General features: G+C 74.9%; 12 protein-coding genes and 1 riboswitch. Of the genes, 9 read left to right on the top strand and 3 right to left on the bottom strand.

Annotated features, from left to right (window positions below; translation table 11 throughout):
* The first annotated feature begins 298 nt into the window (after positions 1-298).
* A riboswitch (SAM riboswitch) is annotated at positions 299-393 on the top strand.
* A gap of 308 nt (positions 394-701) precedes the next feature.
* The 8 genes from ACRYM6_RS04335 to ACRYM6_RS04300 are packed head-to-tail and all read left to right on the top strand — an operon-like array spanning position 702 to position 8772.
* Positions 702-2354: a TIGR04028 family ABC transporter substrate-binding protein gene (locus tag ACRYM6_RS04335; RefSeq protein WP_432541425.1), complete on the top strand. Its 1653-nt coding sequence runs from the start codon at positions 702-704 to the stop codon at positions 2352-2354.
* Between the two features lie 37 nt (positions 2355-2391).
* Complete coding sequence (locus tag ACRYM6_RS04330; protein WP_432541424.1) at positions 2392-3327, top strand: ABC transporter permease; 936 nt, start codon at positions 2392-2394, stop codon at positions 3325-3327.
* A complete protein-coding gene (locus ACRYM6_RS04325; protein ID WP_432541422.1) occupies positions 3324-4169 on the top strand; it encodes an ABC transporter permease in 846 nt (281 codons plus the stop codon). Before ACRYM6_RS04330 ends, ACRYM6_RS04325 begins: the two co-directional genes overlap by 4 nt.
* Positions 4166-5824, top strand: coding sequence for a dipeptide ABC transporter ATP-binding protein (locus ACRYM6_RS04320; protein ID WP_432541420.1), 1659 nt, complete (start codon positions 4166-4168; stop codon positions 5822-5824). The genes ACRYM6_RS04325 and ACRYM6_RS04320 overlap by 4 nt, the downstream gene beginning before the upstream one ends.
* Positions 5821-6897: a putative FMN-dependent luciferase-like monooxygenase gene (locus ACRYM6_RS04315; protein ID WP_432541418.1), complete on the top strand. Its 1077-nt coding sequence runs from the start codon at positions 5821-5823 to the stop codon at positions 6895-6897. The genes ACRYM6_RS04320 and ACRYM6_RS04315 overlap by 4 nt, the downstream gene beginning before the upstream one ends.
* Positions 6894-7529: a CMD domain protein gene (locus ACRYM6_RS04310; RefSeq protein WP_432541417.1), complete on the top strand. Its 636-nt coding sequence runs from the start codon at positions 6894-6896 to the stop codon at positions 7527-7529. The genes ACRYM6_RS04315 and ACRYM6_RS04310 overlap by 4 nt, the downstream gene beginning before the upstream one ends.
* Entirely contained in the window at positions 7526-8179 is a 654-nt protein-coding gene (locus tag ACRYM6_RS04305; protein WP_432541415.1) for an alkylhydroperoxidase domain protein, read from the top strand. Before ACRYM6_RS04310 ends, ACRYM6_RS04305 begins: the two co-directional genes overlap by 4 nt.
* Positions 8176-8772 (top strand): VOC family protein, encoded by a 597-nt coding sequence (locus tag ACRYM6_RS04300; protein ID WP_432541413.1) that lies wholly within the window; start codon positions 8176-8178, stop codon positions 8770-8772. Before ACRYM6_RS04305 ends, ACRYM6_RS04300 begins: the two co-directional genes overlap by 4 nt.
* Before the next feature lie 57 nt (positions 8773-8829).
* Here the strand turns inward: ACRYM6_RS04300 and glgB are convergent, their stop codons facing one another.
* The 3 genes from glgB to ACRYM6_RS04285 all read right to left on the bottom strand — a co-directional run bounded on the left by glgB (position 8830) and on the right by ACRYM6_RS04285 (position 14644).
* Entirely contained in the window at positions 8830-11016 is a 2187-nt protein-coding gene (gene glgB, locus ACRYM6_RS04295; RefSeq protein WP_432541412.1) for a 1,4-alpha-glucan branching protein GlgB, read from the bottom strand.
* Positions 11017-11053: 37 nt separating this feature from the next.
* A complete protein-coding gene (locus ACRYM6_RS04290; protein ID WP_432541410.1) occupies positions 11054-12433 on the bottom strand; it encodes a maltokinase N-terminal cap-like domain-containing protein in 1380 nt (459 codons plus the stop codon).
* Between the two features lie 180 nt (positions 12434-12613).
* Positions 12614-14644, bottom strand: a complete 2031-nt coding sequence (locus ACRYM6_RS04285; protein WP_432541409.1) for an alpha-1,4-glucan--maltose-1-phosphate maltosyltransferase — start codon at positions 14642-14644, stop codon at positions 12614-12616.
* Positions 14645-14745: 101 nt separating this feature from the next.
* Between ACRYM6_RS04285 and glgP the strand changes: the two genes are divergently transcribed.
* Positions 14746-17310: an alpha-glucan family phosphorylase gene (gene glgP / locus ACRYM6_RS04280; protein ID WP_432541407.1), complete on the top strand. Its 2565-nt coding sequence runs from the start codon at positions 14746-14748 to the stop codon at positions 17308-17310.
* Positions 17311-17323: the final 13 nt, after the last annotated feature.

The following is a 17323-nucleotide window of genomic DNA, read 5'->3' as shown; positions in this document are numbered from 1 at the left end:
GGTGATCCGCCCGGGCCGCGACCGTGCCGTCGCGGGGCCGACGGGCGCGTGCGGGGCACCCGGTCGTCAGCGTCGACGACCGGTGGACCCGCACCGCCCGGCCCGCCTCGCCGACCGGGTCCCGTCCCGCGCCCACGGCGCGGGGGACCGCGTCCCGCGACCGCCGACCGGCTCCTCCGGACCCTCGCGACGGCCCGGCCCGACGCCGCCGCCGCGCCGACCCCGGCGGGTGGCCCCGCGCGGGGACCGTCGCGCGTGTTGACACGCGCCGAACCCGTCCGGCATCGTGACCCGCGCACACCCATCCAGAGCGGCTGAGAGATCTGGCTCCGTGACTCCGCAGCAACCCTCCGCGCGAGCGGGCGTGGGTGCTTCCGCCAGAACCGATGGAGGAACGTTGTCGAGCAGTTGCGCCCGGGGGTTCTTCGCCTCGCGCCGTCGCCACATCGACTACTGCCGCTGCGGCGCCACGTTCTGTTCCTGACCCCCCACGCCCACCGGCGCTGACCCCCTCCGCGGGGCACGACCCGGGGCACGGCCGCACCGTGCCCGGGCCGCCGGTGAGGCGACCCGTGGCGCAGCCCCGCCGCGGACCCGCTCCCCGTTCGTGACGTCCCCCGGCCGTCGCGTCCCCGCACACCCCCACCGTCGACCCGGTCCTGCGCGCCAGGAGACCGGGCGCCCCACCGTTGGAGCCCACCATGCTCGTCCGTCGCCGCACCACCCTCGCCGCCGCGGCCGCCGCCGCCCTCGGCGGTCTCCTCGCCGGCTGCTCCTCGGGGGCCTCGGGGAACCAGGAACCGGCGGGGGAGCCGAAGGCCGGCGGCAAGCTCACCTACCTCGAACCGCAGACGTGGACCACGCTGTACCCGCCGGCCGCGGGGTTCTACCCCAACGGGGGGATCGTCAACAACATCACCGACCGGCTGCTGTGGCAGAACCCGCAGACCCTCGAGCTGGAACCGTGGATCGCGGTCGCCCTGCCAGAGGTGAACGCCGACGCCACCCAGTACACGTTCACGCTGCGCGAGGGCGTCACCTACTCCGACGGGTCCCCGCTGGACGCGGCCAACGTCGTCGCCAACCTCGACCTGTTCGGCAAGGGCGACCCCGCCAGGGCCCTGACGGTGTCGGAGGCCATCAACAACTACGACCGCGGCGAGGTCGTCGACGAGCGCACCGTCCGGTTCCACTTCACCGCTCCCGCACCGGGTTTCGCGCAGGCCGTGTCCACCATCAACTCCGGTCTGCTCGCGACGTCCACCCTGCAGCAGGACAGCGAGGGCTTCGGTCCCGGCAGCGCCGCGACCGTCGTCGGCTCCGGGCCGTTCGTGATCGACTCCGAGGAGGTCGGCACCCGGATCTCCCTGGTGGCGCGCGAGGACTACGCCTGGGCGCCGCCGTCGCGCCCCCGCCAGGGCCGCGCCTACCTCGACGGCATCGACGTCGTCGTGGCCGGGGAGGACAGCGTCCGCGTCGGCACCGTCGTCGCCGGCCAGGCCGACGTCGCCCGCCAGATCGAGGCCCCCGACGAGGCGCAGTTCCGCGCCGACGGCCTGGCGCTGCTGGCCGCCGCCACCAACGGCGTCAACAACGGGTTCAGCTTCCGGTTCCGCACCCCCCAGCTGCAGGACCTCGCCGTCCGGCAGGCCATCGTCGCCGGGATCGACCGGCAGGCCGTCATCGACACCCTGTTCAGCGACAGCTACGTGCTGGCCACCGGGGTCCTCGCGAAGTCGGCGCTCGGGTACGTCGACACCTCGCAGGAGTACCGGTACGACCCGGCCGCGGCGAAGCGGCTGCTCGACGGGGCCGGCTGGACCCCGGGCCCCGACGGCGTCCGCGAGAAGGACGGCGTGCCGCTGGCGATCACGTTCAACGAGGCGCTGCCGCAGCCGCGCTCGAAGGAGGTCGTCACCCTCGTCCAGGAGCAGCTGGCCGACCTCGGCGTCCGCGTCGACCTGTTCCCCGGCGACCAGGCCGCGCAGACCGCGGCCTCCCTGGACCCCGAGACCGTGCAGGTGTACCACTCCATGGTCGGGCGGGCCGACTTCGACGTCCTGAAGTCGCAGTTCTTCTCCAAGAACCGCAACACCCTGCTGAACCTGGACACCACCGACGGCTCCCTCGGCGACCCCGAGCTCGACGCCCTGCTGAACGCCGTCGCCTCCGAGCCCACCGCCGCCGGGCGCCAGGCCGCCTCCGAGGCCGCGCAGCGCCGGCTGGCCGAGCAGGCCTACGTCGTCCCGCTCTTCGAGGAACCGCAGGTGTTCGGGTTCCGCTCCGACGTGCAGGGTTTCGCGACCGAGTCGGTGGGCCGGCCGCTGTTCCACGCGACGTGGCTGGACCGGTGAGCACCCCGCACCGGACCGGCGCACCGGGAGGACGGCGGTGACGTACGTGCTGCGGCGCGCCGGCCAGGCCGTCGTCGTCCTGGTGCTGGCCTACGCGCTGACCTACGTGCTGCTCGCCGCGCTGCCCGGCGACGCCGTCCTGGCCCGCTTCGGCAGCCCCGAACTGGGGTTGTCCCCCGAGCAGCTGGCCGAGATCCGCGCCGCCTACGGGGCCGACCGGCCCCTGCCGGTGCGGTTCGCCGAGTCCGCGTGGGCCTTCCTCGGCGGGGACCTGGGGTACTCGGTGCAGAGCGGGGCCGCGGTCTCCACCCTCGTCGCCGCCGCCCTGCCGCCCACCCTGGTGCTGGCCGCGCTGGGACTGGCCGTCGCGGTCGTCCTGGCCGTGGTCATCGCCGTCACCGCCACCCACGGCCGGGTCCGCTGGCTGCGCCGGGCGTTCCGCAACCTCCCGCCGCTGTTCGTGTCCCTGCCGGTGTTCTGGATCGGCATCCTGCTCATCCAGGTCCTGTCCTTCCGCCTCGGCCTGGTGCCCGTCATCGGCGCCGGCCCCGTCGAGGCGCTGGTCCTGCCGGTCCTCACCATCGCGGTGCCGATCGCCGCGCCGCTGGCGCAGGTCCTGATGCGCAGCATCGACGACGTCGTGCGGATGCCGTTCGTCCCCGTGGTGCGCGCCCGCGGCGCCGGCACCGGCTGGCTGCTGTGGCACGACGTCAGCCGCAACGCCGTCCTGCCCGCGCTGACGATGGCCGGGCTGCTGTTCGGCGAGCTCGTCGGCGGCGCGGTGGTCACCGAGGCCGTCTTCGGGCGCGCCGGCATCGGGCAGCTCACCGCCCAGGCCGTCGCCAACCGCGACACCCCCGTCCTGCTGGCCGTGGTGGTCCTGTCCACGGTGGCCTACGTGGTCGTCAACCTCGTCGTCGACCTGCTCTACCCCGTCCTCGACGCGCGCCTGCGCACCGGAGCAGCCCGATGAGCGCCACCACCCTCCCCGCCCCGGCCCCCGACCGCCCGCGCCGCCCCCGGCGCCGGGTCCCGGTGGGGGTCCTGGTCCCCGCCGCCGTCGTCCTGCTCGCCCTGGCGTGGGCGCTGGTGCCGGGCCTGTTCGCCCCCGGCAGCCCCACCGCGACGGTCGCCCCGTCGCTGCAGGCCCCCAGCGCCGAGCACTGGTTCGGCACCGACGCCACCGGGCGCGACGTGTTCACCCGCGTCGTCCACGGGGCCTCGCACTCGATCCTCGGCGCCGTCGTGGCCGTCCTCGTCGGCTTCGTCGCCGGCACCCTGACCGGTGTCCTCGCCGGGTCGCTGGGCGGCGCGGTCGACGACGTCCTCATGCGCCTGGTCGACGTCCTGCTCGCCGTCCCCGGCCTGCTGCTGTCCCTCAGCGTCGTCATCCTGCTCGGCTTCGGCACCACCAACGCCGCCGTCGCCGTGGGCGTCACCTCCATCGCCGTCTTCGCCCGCCTCGCCCGCGCCGAGGTCGTGCGGGTGCGCGTCAGCGAGTACGTCGAGGCCGCCTACGGCTCCGGCGGCACCTTCGGCGCGGTCCTGCGCCGGCACGTCCTGCCGAACTCCCTGACCCCCGTCGTGGCGCTGGCGGCCCTGCAGCTCGGCTCGGCCGTCCTGCAGATCTCCACCCTCGGCTTCCTCGGCTACGGCGCCCCGCCGCCCACCCCGGAGTGGGGCCTGCTCATCGCCGAGGGCCGCAACTACGTCGCCACCGCCTGGTGGCTGACCGTCCTGCCCGGGGTCGTGGTCGTCGCCGTCGTGCTGGCCACCAACCGCCTCAGCCAGTCGATCCGGGGGAGCGTGGCGTGACCACCCTGCTGAGCGTGCGCGACCTGCGCGTGGACTACACCACCGCCCGCGGCGCCGTCCGCGCCGTCGACGGGGTGTCCCTCGACGTCGAACCGGGCCGGGTCACCGCCCTGGTGGGGGAGTCCGGCTCGGGCAAGTCCAGCGTCGCGCAGGCCGTCATCGGCCTGCTCGCCGGCAACGGCCGCGTCAGCGGCGGCCGGGTCGACCTGCGCGGGGAGGACCTGCTGGCCCTGTCCGAGCGGGAGCTGCGGGCGGTGCGCGGGCGCCGGATCGGCCTGGTCCCGCAGGACCCGGGCAACTCCCTGAACCCCGTCGCGACCATCGGGGCCAGCGTGGCCGCGGGCCTGCGCATCCACGGCGCGCGCGACCGGCGGGCCACCCGGGCCCGCGTCCTGGACCTGCTCGAGCGCGTCGGCATCGACGACCCCGCCCGGCGGGCCCGGCAGCACCCGCACGAGCTGTCCGGCGGCATGCGCCAGCGCGTCCTCATCGCCGCCGCCCTCGCCCTCGAACCCGAGCTCCTCATCGCCGACGAACCCACCAGCGCCCTCGACGTGACCGTCCAGGCCACCGTCCTGGACCTGCTCGACGACCTGCGCGCGGCCACCGGCACCGGCGTCCTGCTCATCACCCACGACCTCGCCGTGGCCGCCGAGCGGTCCGACGCGGTCGTCGTCCTGCGCCGCGGGACCGTCCAGGAGGCCGGCGCCACGGCCGACGTGCTGGCCCGCCCGCGCGCGGAGTACACGCGGGCCCTGCTGGCCGACGCCCCCTCGCTGACCCGCGTCGTGGACCGCGACCCCGTCGACCCCGGCGACGGGCCGCCGCTCGTGCGGGTCGAGGGGCTGCGGCAGGAGTTCCGCCGCCGCGGGGCCGACCCCCTGGTGGCCGTCGACGGCGTCTCCTTCACCGTCGCGCGCGGCACCACCCACGCCCTGGTGGGGGAGTCCGGTTCGGGCAAGACGACCACCGGGCGCGCGCTGGCCGGGTTCGGGCGGCCCACCGCCGGCACCGTCCTCGTCGGCGGCACCGACGTCACCGCCCTCGGCGGGCGCCCCACCTCCCGGGCCGCGCGCGCCTACCGCCGCACCGCCCAGCTGGTCCACCAGAACCCGTACGCCTCGCTGGACCCCCGCCTGGAGGTGGGGGCCATCGTCGCCGAGCCGCTGCTGAACTACCGGATCGGCGACGCCGCCGAGCGCCGCGATCGGGTCGCCCACCAGCTCGAGGTCGTCGGGCTGCCCGCCGACGTCGCCGGCCGCCGGCCGCGGGAGCTGTCCGGCGGGCAGCGCCAGCGGGTCGCCATCGCCCGCGCCCTGGTCCTCGAACCCGACCTCGTCGTCCTCGACGAGGCCGTCTCCGCCCTCGACGTGAGCGTGCAAGCGCAGGTGCTGCGCCTGCTGGCCCGGTTGCAGGCCGACCTGGGCCTGACCTACGTCTTCATCTCCCACGACCTCGCGGTCGTCCGGCAGGTCGCCGACACCGTCTCGGTCCTGCGCCGCGGCCGGCAGGTCGAGTCCGGCCCGGTGCGGGACGTCTTCGCCGACCCGCAGCACCCGTACACCCGCGAACTGCTCGACGCGGTCCCCGGCGCGGGCCGGTCCCGCCGCGCCGTCCCCCGCCAGCACGTCCCCACCGAGGAGGCCCGACGGTGACCGCGCCCACCACCCCCCGCCCGGGGTTCTTCACCCGCCTGCTCGAAGCGGCCCCCGCCCCCGACCGGTACCGCTTCGCGCTGGAGCAGGTCCAGCAGGCCGAGCGCCACGGCTTCGCCTCGGCCTGGGTCGCCCAGCACCACTTCGGCGAGCACGAGGGCGGTCTCCCGTCGCCGTTCGTGCTGCTCGCCGCCGCCGCCGAGCGCACCACCCGCATCGCGCTCGGCACCGGCGTGGTCACCCTGCCGATCGACGACCCCGTCCGCGCCGCCGAGGACGCCGCCGTCCTGGACGCCCTGTCCGGCGGCCGCGTCCAGCTCGGCGTCGCCTCCGGCGGCACCGACAGCTCCTTCGCCCCGTTCGCGCGCGAGGCCGGCCGCCGGCGCGACCTCTTCGACGACCACCTCGCCGTCTTCCTCGACGCCCTGCGGGGCAACGGGATCCGCGGTACCGGCGCCCACCTGTACCCGGCGGCGGGCACCCTGGCCGACCGGGTCTGGCAGGGCACGTTCTCCATCGCCGGAGCTCGGCGCGCCGGGGCCGCGGGCCACGGCCTGATGCTGTCGCGCACCCAGCCGCGCCCCGCCGGGGTACCGCTGCACGACGTGCAGCTCCCGATCGTCGAGGCCCACCTGAGCGCGCTGCCCCCGGGGGCCCCCGTCCGGGTCCTGGCCTCACGCACCGCGCTCGTCGTCGACGAGGAGGACCGCACCCGCGCCCTGGAACTGGCCGAGGACGGGCTGCGCCGCCTGGCCGCGACGTTCCTCGGCGTCGACGCCGACCACCTCGGCCTCGACGACCTCGTCGCCGTCACCGACACCCACGTCGGCACCGTCGAGGAGGTGACGGCCTCCCTGGCCGCCGACCGCACCCTGGAGGTCGCGACCGACGTCACGTTCCAGGTCCACTCCATCGCCGCCACCCACGACCTCACCCTGCGCAGCCTCGAACTGCTCGGCACCGCCGTCGCCCCGCGGCTGGGCTGGGCCACCGGCCCCGACGCGGCCACCGCGCTGCGCCACGCCCACGACCCCGAACCCGCCCTCGTCCCCACCCCCGGAGGAACCGCGTGAGCACCCCAGCGACGGCCCCGGCCGCCGACGTCATCGACCTCCTGGCCGGCATCGCCCCCGGCAGCCCCCTGGCCCGCACCCGCGACCAGCGCCCCCAGGCGCGCGAGAACGCCCAGCGCAGCTTCGAGGCCCTGCTCGAACCGGCCGAGGCGGGGGAGTTCACCCACGCCGAGCGCTACGCCGTCGCCCTGTTCGCCGCCCGGCTCCACGGTTTCGACCGGGCCGCCGCCTTCTACGCCGACCTGCTCGCCGACCAGGCCGACGACACCCTCCTGGACGGGGTGGAGGACGCCGCGAGCGCCGCCGCCGCCACCGGCCCCGTCGGCACCTACCGCGAACCGGGACTGGCCGCCGAGAGCGCACCCACCACCGCCTGGGTGCCCGACGCGGCGCTCGCGGCGGCGCTGGGGACGCGGCTGAGCGCGGCCCTGGCCCACACCCACCTGCTGGTGTTCCGCCCGCGCGAGGCGAGCCCGGCGGCGCTGCGCGCGCTCGTCGAGGCGGGGTGGAGCGCCGACCACGTCGTCAGCCTCTCCCAGCTCGTCGCGTTCCTCAGCTTCCAGCTGCGCACGGCGTGGGGCCTGTCCGTCCTGCAGTCCCACCCCGCCACCGCCACGGAGGCCACCCGATGACCGACACGCTCCCCGCCGCCGCCGACGCCGACGTGGTCACCGAGCACCCCGACCTGCACCGCCCGGAGGCGTTCACCCAGCAGGGCCTGGGGTGGGTGCCGTGGCTGCGGCCCGTCGCCGAGGCCGACCTCACCGACGTCCAGCGCGAGGCGCTGGTCGAGCCGTCCCGGGCGGCGATGCCGTACTTCCGCCTGCTGGCCCGCGACCCCGAGGCGCTGCGCGCCCGCACGCTGACCGACCTGGACATCTTCTTCAACACCGACGGCGGGGTCGGCCGCGCCGAGCGGGAACTGGCCGCCGCGGCCACCTCCCGGCACAACGGGTGCGTCTTCTGCGCCTCCGTCCACGCCGCGGCCGCCACCCGCGAGTCCGGTCGCCGGGACGACGTGCAGCGCCTGCTCGACGAGGGCGTGCACGCCGACTTGGGCGACGAGCGGTGGAACGCCGTCGTGGCCGCCTCGGTGCACTTGGCCGAGACCCCGCTCGCGTTCGGCGCCGCCGACGTCGAGCGGCTGCGCGCGGCGGGGCTGGACGACGCCGAGATCGTCGACGTCGTCAACGGGGCCGCGTTCTTCAACTGGGCCAACCGCCTGATGCTCTCCCTCGGGGAACCGGAGGTCCCCACCTCCCGGCGGGGCGGCGCCGCGTGAGCTTCCCGCCGCTGCTCGACCACGTCGTCGTCGCCGGCCCGGACCTCGGGGAGCTCGTCGCCCGGTTCGCCGACGCCACCGGCGTCACCGCCGCCCCCGGCGGGGTGCACCCCGGCGCGGGCACCGCCAACGCGCTGGTCGCGCTGACCGTCGCGGGGGAGCGCCGCCCGCACTACGTCGAGCTCATCGGCCCCGACCCCGACGGCACCGTCGAACCGGCGATCTTCGGCATCGCGGAGCTGACCGGCCCGCGGGTGGTCACGTACGCGGTGCACCCGGCCGACCTCGACGCGACGGTCGCGGCGTGGCGCGCGCGCGGCGACGACCCCGGCCCGGTGGAGGCGATGTCCCGCCGGACGCCGGACGGGACGCTGCTGAGCTGGCGGCTGACCCGCGCCCGGCCCGGGCGCCCCGACGTGCCGTTCCTCATCGACTGGGGCACCACGCCGCACCCGGGGACCACGGTCGGGCCGGCGCTGGACCTCCTCGGCTTCGGCCCGCCGGAGGCGGGGGGACCGGGGTACGTGCTGCGCGTCCGCGGCACCGACGGCGGCCCCGTCGCGCTGGGGGAGGGACTCGCGCCCCGCCGGTGAGCGGACACGGCGAAGGCCCCCACCGCACGCGGTGGGGGCCTTCTCCGGGGAGGGGGGTCAGGCCGGGACGAGCCAGGTCACGCCCAGCGGCGGGACCCGCAGCCCGGTGGAGAACCGCTGCCCGTTCCACGGCGTGTCCTCCCCGGCGAGGGTCCCGGTGTTCACGACCCCGGACCCGCCGAACTCGGGGGCGTCGGTGTTGAGGAGCTCCCGCCACGGCCCCGGCTGGGGCAGCCCGACGCGGAAGTCCTCGTACGCCGCACCGGAGAAGTTGCAGACCGCCACCAGCGGTTTCCGGTCGGTGCTCCACCGGACGAACGAGACGATGTTGCGCGTGTCGTCGCTGCCGTCGATCCACTCGAAGCCGCTCGCGCTGAAGTCGTCCGACCACAGCTCCGGCTGCGCCTTGTACACGGCGTTCAGCCGACTCACCAGGTGGTGCAGGCCCTGGTGCCACGGGGTGTCCAGCAGCCACCAGTCCAGCGAGCGCGCCTCGGACCACTCGGCCTCCTGACCGAGCTCGGACCCCATGAACAGCAGCTGCTTGCCGGGGTGGGACCACATGAACGCCAGGTACGCGCGGACGTTCGCGAGCTGCTGCCACCGGTCGCCGGGCATCTTGCGCAGCAGGGACCCCTTGCCGTGCACGACCTCGTCGTGCGAGATCGGTAGGCAGAAGTTCTCGCTGAAGGCGTAGACGAGGCTGAAGGTGATCTGGTGGTGGTGGTACCGCCGGTTCACCGGGTCCTCGGCGGTGTACGCCAGCGAGTCGTGCATCCAGCCCATGTTCCACTTCAGCCCGAACCCGAGCCCGCCGGCGTCGGTGGGGGCCGTGACGCCCGGGTAGGCGGTGGACTCCTCGGCGATCATCATGATGCCGGGGGTGCGCTTGTAGGCGGTGGCGTTGGCCTCCTGGAGGAAGGCGATCGCCTCCAGGTTCTCCCGGCCGCCGTAGCGGTTGGGCACCCACTCGCCCTCGTTGCGGGAGTAGTCGAGGTACAGCATCGAGGCGACGGCGTCGACGCGCAGGCCGTCGGCGTGGAACTCCTCCAGCCAGTACAGCCCGGACGCCACGAGGAAGTTGCGGACCTCGCTGCGCCCGAAGTTGGGGATGTACGTGCCCCAGTCCATGTGCTCGCCCAGGCGCGGGTCCGGGTGCTCGTACAGCGCCGTCCCGTCGAACTTCGCCAGGGCGAACTCGTCCTTGGGGAAGTGCCCGGGGACCCAGTCGATGATGACGCCGATCCCGGCCCGGTGCAGGGCGTCGATGAGGTGCCGCAGCTCGTCGGGGGTCCCGAACCGCGAGGTCGGCGCGAAGTACCCCGTGACCTGGTAGCCCCACGACCCGCCGAAGGGGTGCTCCATGACGGGCAGGAACTCCACGTGGGTGAACCCGGCGTCCTTGACGTACTCCACCAGCTCGGTGGCGAGGTCGGTGTAGGACAGCCCCTGCCGCCACGACCCGAGGTGGACCTCGTAGATGGAGACCGGCCCGTCCTGGGCGACCGTGGCAGCCCGCTGCTGCATCCACTCGTCGTCCTGCCACTGGTAGGACGACTCCGTGACGACCGAGGCCGTCGCGGGCGGGACCTCGCTGAACCGGGCCATCGGGTCGGCCTTCTGCCGCCAGTGCCCGTCCGCGCCGAGGATCTCGTACTTGTACCGGGAACCGGCCCCGACGCCGGGCAGGAACAGCTCCCAGACCCCGGAGGAGCCCAGCGTCCGCATGGCCTCGCCCCGGCCGTTCCAGTGGTTGTGGTCGCCGACGACGCGGACCGCGCGGGCGTTGGGCGCCCACACCGCGAACGACGTGCCGTCGACCGGGCCCATCGGGCCCTGCCAGTGCCGCACGTGCGAGCCCAGGACGTTCCACAGCTCCTCGTGCCGGCCCTCGCCGATGAGGTGCAGGTCGACCTCGCCGACGGTGGGCAGGAACCGGTACGGGTCGTCCAGCAGCACCGGCTCGGCGTCCGGGTAGGTCACCTCGACGCGGTAGTCGCCGACGGTCCCGCCGGGCAGCACCCCGGCCCAGACGCCGTCGTACTCGTGCACCAGCCCGACGCGGCCGCCGTCCTCGGTGACGACGGTCACGGAGGAGGCGAACGGCTTCAGGACGCGGTACGTCACCGCGTCGTCGTGCGTGTGCGCCCCGAGGACCGAGTGCGGCGACCAGTGCGCCCCGGCAGCGACCCGGGCCAGGTCGTCGGCGTCCACAGGGCGGGGGGTGGGGGGGTGACCGGACATGCGTGTGAGTCTCCCGTGATCGTCGGGGACCCGCCTCTCAGGACGGGTCGGAGAGCAGCCGGTGGACGGCGTCCAGCGGGATGCGCAGCCAGTCGGGCCGGTTGCGCGCTTCGTACACCACCTCGTAGAGGGCCTTGTCGAGCTCGAGCGCGGCCAGCAGCACCGCCGACGGCCCCACCCGCGGGTCGGACCCGGCGACGGCCGCGTAGCCGTCGAGGAACGCCGCGCGCGCCGCCGCCCCCCACGACCCGGGGTCGGCGACGGTGGAGGCGGCGTAGTCGAAGGACCGCAGCATGCCCGCGACGTCGCGCAGGGCCAGGTCGGGCAGGCTGCGCTCGGCCAGCGGCCGCAGCGGTTCGCCCTCGAAGTCCAGCAGCACCCAGCCGCGCGCGGCCGAGTGCAGCACCTGGCCCAGGTGGTAGTCGCCGTGCACGCGCTGCAGGTCCGGGGCGCCGGTGACGTGCCGGACGGCGTCGACGCGCTCCCGGGCCGCGGCCGCGACCCCGTGCAGCTGCGGGACGGCCGTCGTGGCCCAGGCGACCCGTTCGAGCAGGCCGTCGGCCAGCGCCGCGAGCCGTTCGGGGGTCGCCGGCTGCGTGGGCAGCTCGGCGGCCAGCACGGCGTGCACCTCGGCGGTGGCGCGGCCCAGCTCGGCCGCCTCGGCGGAGAAGTCGCGGCCCTCGGCCACGGCGGCCGTGGCCACCCGCCAGGCGTCCTGGGAACCGGCCAGGAACTCGGTGACGTGCGCGAGGTGGCCGTGCGCGGCCGTCCCGTCCGGGCCGGTCCACTGCCCGTCGACCCAGCCGGCCGGGCGGGGCACCCGCCCGCACCCGGCGTCGGCCAGCGCCGTCTGCACCACCACGTCGGGGTTGTCGCCGGCGGACAGCACCCGGAACACCTTGGCGATGAGCGGCACCTCGCCCTCGTCGGCCGACACCACGATCGAGGTGTTCGACTGCTCGCCCGAGAGCACCTTCGTCCGCAGCCCGGCGGGCACCGGCAGACCGCCCTCGGCGCTGTGCCCGTGGACGCCGAACGTGCGCGAGCCCGCGCCCTCCTCGCTGGCGACCAGCGTCAGCAGCGCCCGCGTCCACGTCGGGTCGTGCGGGCCGTCGTAGACCCAGGCCGGGGCGCCGTCGACGTCGGGCAGTTCCCCGACGAGGGCGGCGGCCAGCGCCTCGTCGGGCGCCGGGCGCACCGAGATCGGCACCGAGTAGACGGTGCGGGGCGCGTCCTCGCCCTCACCGGCCCGCACGGTCAGCGCGACGAGCTGGGCGACGCCGCCCTCGTCCAAGGGGGTGCGCTCCAGGCGCACGACGTGCGTCGCGACGCCCTTGTGCGCGAACCACCGCTGCCGCGGCGCCCACTCGCGCAGGAGTTCGGCGATCGCCTCGTCGGAGGCCTGCGACGTCTTCACGGGTGCTCCCACGGTCAGGACACCTCCGGTCGTTGGGGACCCCGGCTGGGGTGGGGCGAGTTGTTCACGGACAGCACCGTCTCACCATCGGCCCCGGCCGACCTCCCGGGGACGGGAGCCACCGGCCCCCGGTCGAGGGGGGTCACCCGACGGGCCGCGGGTCGGGCGGACCCGCCACCCTCAGCCCCGGACGTGGAAGACGTGCACGGGCTCGACGTGCGGGTCGAGCCGGACGAAGTTGTGCTCGCCCCACTCGTACTCCGCGCCCGTCAGCTCGTCGTGCACGGGCAGCCGGTCCCACCACTGCCGGCCGAGCGCACCCATGTCCAGGTGGACGGTCGTCTCCCGCGTCGCGTGCGGGTCGAGGTTCACCACGACGATCAGCAGGTCCTCGCTGCCGTCGGCCTCGACGCGGCGGCGGGAGAACGCCAGGACGTTCTCGTCGTCGCTGGCGTGGAACACGGTGCCCCGCAGCTGCTTCAGCGCCGGGTGCTGGTTGCGGACCTGGTTCAGCCGGCCCAGGTACGGGGCCAGCGACCAGCCCTCCCGCTCGGCCTTGGCGAAGTCGCGGGGGCGGTACTGGTACTTCTCGTTGTCGAGCTGCTCCTCGGCGCCGGGGCGGGCGGCGTGCTCGATCAGCTCGTACCCGGTGTAGATGCCCCACGACGGCGACAGCAGCGCCGCCAGCGCCGCGCGCAGCTTGAACACCGGCGGCCCGCCGTACTGCATGGTGGGGGTGAGGATGTCGTGGGTCGTCGGCCAGAAGTTCGGGATCATGTAGTGCGCCGACTCGGTGGTCAGCTGCGTCAGGTACTCCCGCAGCTCCCAGGCCTGGTTGCGCCACGCGAAGTACGTGTACGACTGCTGGAAACCCACCTTCGCCAGCGTGTGCATCATCGCGGGCTTGGTGAACGCCTCGGCCAGCCAGATGACCTCCGGGTGCTCGGCGTTGACCTCCGCGATCAGCCACTCCCAGAACTCGACGGGCTTGGTGTGCGGGTTGTCGACGCGGAACAGCGTCACGCCGTGCTCGACCCAGAGCAGGATCATGCGCTTGACCTCGGCGTAGATCCCGGCGGGGTCGTTGTCGAAGTTCAGCGGGTAGATGTCCTGGTACTTCTTCGGCGGGTTCTCCGCGTAGGCGATGGACCCGTCGGCGCGGGTGGTGAACCACTCCGGGTGCTCGGTGACCCACGGGTGGTCGGGGGCGCACTGCAGGGCGATGTCCATCGCGACCTCCAGGCCCAGCTCCTTGGCGCGCGCGACGAAGAAGTCGAAGTCCTCGAACGTGCCCAGGTCGGGGTGCAGGGCGTCGTGACCGCCCTCGGCCGCCCCGATCGCGTAGGGCGACCCCGGGTCCAGCGGCCCGGCCGTCAGGGAGTTGTTCGGGCCCTTGCGGTTGACGCGGCCGATGGGGTGGATCGGGGTCAGGTACGCGATGTCGAACCCCATCTCCTTGATCGCCGGGAGGCGCTCGGCCGCGGTGCGGAACGTCCCGGAGATCCAGCGCTGCTCCTGCTCGTCCCAGCGCGCGCCCTCGGAGCGGGGGAAGAACTCGTACCAGGCGCTGAACGCGGCGCGCTCGCGCTCGACCCGCACGGGGTAGGTCGCCGACGGGCTGACCAGCTCGCGCACCGGCAGCCGGTCCAGGACGGCGCGCACGGCCTCGCTGCGCCCGGCGTCCAGGCGCTCGTGGTCGCCGCGGGAGGTGTCGCGCAGGGCGTTCGCGGCCTCGCGCAGCACGTCCGCGTCCTCGCCGGAGCGGCCCGGCTGCGCGGCGGCGCCCTCCAGCAGCCGCGCGCCCTCCTCCAGCATGAGGGCGACGTCGACGCCGGCCTCGACCTTGATCGTCGCGTCGTGGTCCCAGGTGCCGTACGGGTCCGACCAGCCCTCCACCCGCAGGCCCCACAGGCCCTCGGCGTCGGGGGACAGGGTCGCCGCCCAGGTGCTCAGGCCCGCGTTCTCCACGGTCATCCGCGCCGACGGGCCGTCGGTGCCGTCGGGCCGCACGAGCACCGCGGTGGCGGCGACGGCGTCGTGCCCCTCGCGGAACACGGTGGCGCGCACCGGGATCAGCTCGCCGGGGACGGCCTGGGAGGGCCACCTCCCGCCGTCGACGACGGGTTGGACGTCGAGCACGGGGATGCGCCCCACCACCGGGGTCCCGGTAGCGCTCGTCTGCACGGTCAGCCGGTCCTGGTCGATCGTCACGGTGCGAACCTACCCAGACGGGGGCCGATCGTCGCGCGGGAGCACCGGGGCCTTCCCCGATCCCGTCGCGCGGGGGTGATCACCGGTCTAGGGTCGGCGCCGTGAGAGCTATCAGGCGCTTCACCGTCCGGACCGTCCTGCCCTCCCCGCTCGCGCCCCTGGGCGAGCTGGCGAGCAACCTGCGCTGGTCGTGGCACAAACCCACCCGGGACCTGTTCGAGTCGATGGACCCGGCGGCCTGGGTGGCCGTCCACCGCGAGCCGGGCGCGCTGCTGGGAGCCCTGAGCACCGAGCGCCTCGAGGCCCTCGCCGCCGACGCCGCCTTCGTCGAGCGGGTCCGCGCCACCGCCGCCGACCTGCGGGCCTACCTGTCCCGGCCGGGCTGGTACGCCGGGCTGGGCGCCGACGCCCCGGCCTCCATCGCCTACTTCTCCATGGAGTTCGGCATCACCGGGGCCCTGCCCCAGTACTCCGGCGGCCTGGGCATCCTCGCCGGGGACCACCTGAAGTCCGCCAGCGACCTGGCCGTGCCGATCGTGGGCGTCGGGTTGTTCTACGCCACCGGCTACTTCAAGCAGTCGCTGTCGCGCGACGGGTGGCAGCAGGAGACCTACCCCGTCCTGGACCCCGACGGCCTGCCGCTGGCGCTGCTGCGCGAACCCGACGGCAGCCCCGCGAAGGTGTCCGTGGACCTGCCCGGCGGCCGGCGGCTGCACGCGCAGGTCTGGAAGGCGCAGGTCGGGCGGGTGCCGCTGCTGCTGCTGGACTCCGACGTGGAGGACAACGACGACGCCGCCCGCGGTGTCACCGACCGCCTCTACGGCGGCGGCGGGGAGCACCGGCTGCAGCAGGAACTGCTGTGCGGGATCGGCGGGGTCCGCGCGCTGCGGCTGTGGTCGCGGCTCACCGGCGCGCCCGAGCCGGAGGTCTACCACACCAACGAGGGGCACGCGGGGTTCCTGTCGGTCGAGCGCATCCGCGAGCAGGTCGAGCGCGGGCTCAGCTACGACGAGGCCCTGGAGGCCGTGCGCGCGGCGACCGTCTTCACCACCCACACCCCGGTCCCGGCCGGGATCGACCGGTTCGGCCGCGACCAGATCGAGCTGTACTTCGGCGGCGACAACCCGCTGCCGGGGGTCCCGACCGAGCGCATCCTCGCCCTCGGTGCGGAGGACTACCCCGGCGGGGACCCGAGCGTCTTCAACATGGCCGTCATGGGCCTGCGCCTGGCCCAGCGCGCCAACGGCGTGTCCCAGCTGCACGGCGCCGTCAGCCGCGGCATGTTCGACGGGCTGTGGCCCGGGTTCGACGCCCCCGAGGTGCCGATCTCGTCCATCACCAACGGGGTGCACGCCCCCACGTGGGTGGCCCCGGAGGTCATCGCGATGGGCAAGCAGTACATCGGGCCCGAACTGCCCCGGGAGGGGCTCGGGTTCGAGAAGGTCGGCCAGGTGCCCGACGAGGAGATCTGGCGGACGCGGCGGCTGCTGCGCGGCCGGCTCGTCGAGGACGCCCGCCGCCGCCTGAAGCTGTCCTGGCTCCAGCGCGGCGCCTCCGAACCCGAGCTCGCCTGGACCAAGGACGTCCTGGACCCCGACGTGCTGACGATCGGCTTCGCCCGCCGGGTCCCGACGTACAAGCGGCTGACGCTGATGCTGCGCGACCCCGAGCGGCTGAAGTCGCTGCTGCTGCACCCGCAGCGGCCCGTGCAGCTCGTCATCGCCGGCAAGTCCCACCCGGCCGACGAGACCGGCAAGCGCCTCATCCAGCAGATGGTCCGCTTCGCCGACGACCCCGCCGTGCGGCACCGCATCGTGTTCCTGCCGAACTACGACATCACCATGGCCCTGAGCCTGTACCCCGGCTGCGACGTGTGGCTGAACAACCCGCTGCGGCCCTTCGAGGCGTGCGGCACGTCGGGCATGAAGGCCGCGCTCAACGGCGGGCTGAACCTGTCGATCCTCGACGGCTGGTGGGACGAGTGGTACGACGGCGGGAACGGCTGGGCCATCCCCACCGCCGACGGCGTCGAGGACCCCGACCACCGCGACGACCTGGAGGCCGCCGCGCTGTACGACCTCGTCGAGAACTCGGTGGCGGCGCGGTTCTACGACCGCGACGAGCGGGGCCTGCCCGCGCGCTGGCTGGAGATGGTGCGGCACACGCTGGCCTCCCTGGGCCCGAAGGTCCTCGCCAGCCGCATGGTCACCGACTACGTCCAGCAGCTGTACGTCCCCGCCGCCCGCGCCGGGCGCTCGGCGCTGGCCTCCTCGGCGGCCGGGGCGAAGGACCTGGCGCGCTGGAAGCAGGCCGTGCGCGGGTCCTGGCCGGCGGTGCGGGTCGACCACGTGGAGTCCTCCGGCGTGGGGGACTCCGCGCAGATCGGCGACGTCGTGCACGTGCGCGGCGTCGTCTCCCTCGGGGAGCTGTCCGTGGACGACGTGGAGGTGCAGGTCGTGCACGGCCGCGTCAGCGAGTCCGACGAGCTGCGGCCCTCCGGGACCGTCCGGCTCACCCCCACCGAGTCCCTCGGGGACGGCCGGCACCGGTTCGAGGGGGAGTTCACGCTGCACCAGACCGGGCCGTTCGGGTACACGGTGCGGGTCCTGCCCCGGCACGAGGGGCTCGCGGTGCCCGCTGAGCTGGGGCTCGTCGCGAACGCCTGACGTTCCCCGGGAG

It is taken from the genome of Kineococcus rugosus (assembly GCF_050871975.1).
Lineage (GTDB): Bacteria > Actinomycetota > Actinomycetes > Actinomycetales > Kineococcaceae > Kineococcus.
This window is presented reverse-complemented; position numbering and strand designations above follow the sequence as displayed.

Coding starts and splice junctions, on each gene's coding strand:
- ACRYM6_RS04335 (WP_432541425.1), top strand. CDS start 702: ATGCTCGTCCGTCGCCGCACCACCCTCGCCGCCGCGGCCGCCGCCGCC.
- ACRYM6_RS04325 (WP_432541422.1), top strand. CDS start 3,324: ATGAGCGCCACCACCCTCCCCGCCCCGGCCCCCGACCGCCCGCGCCGC.
- ACRYM6_RS04305 (WP_432541415.1), top strand. CDS start 7,526: ATGACCGACACGCTCCCCGCCGCCGCCGACGCCGACGTGGTCACCGAG.
- glgB (WP_432541412.1), bottom strand. CDS start 11,016: ATGTCCGGTCACCCCCCCACCCCCCGCCCTGTGGACGCCGACGACCTG.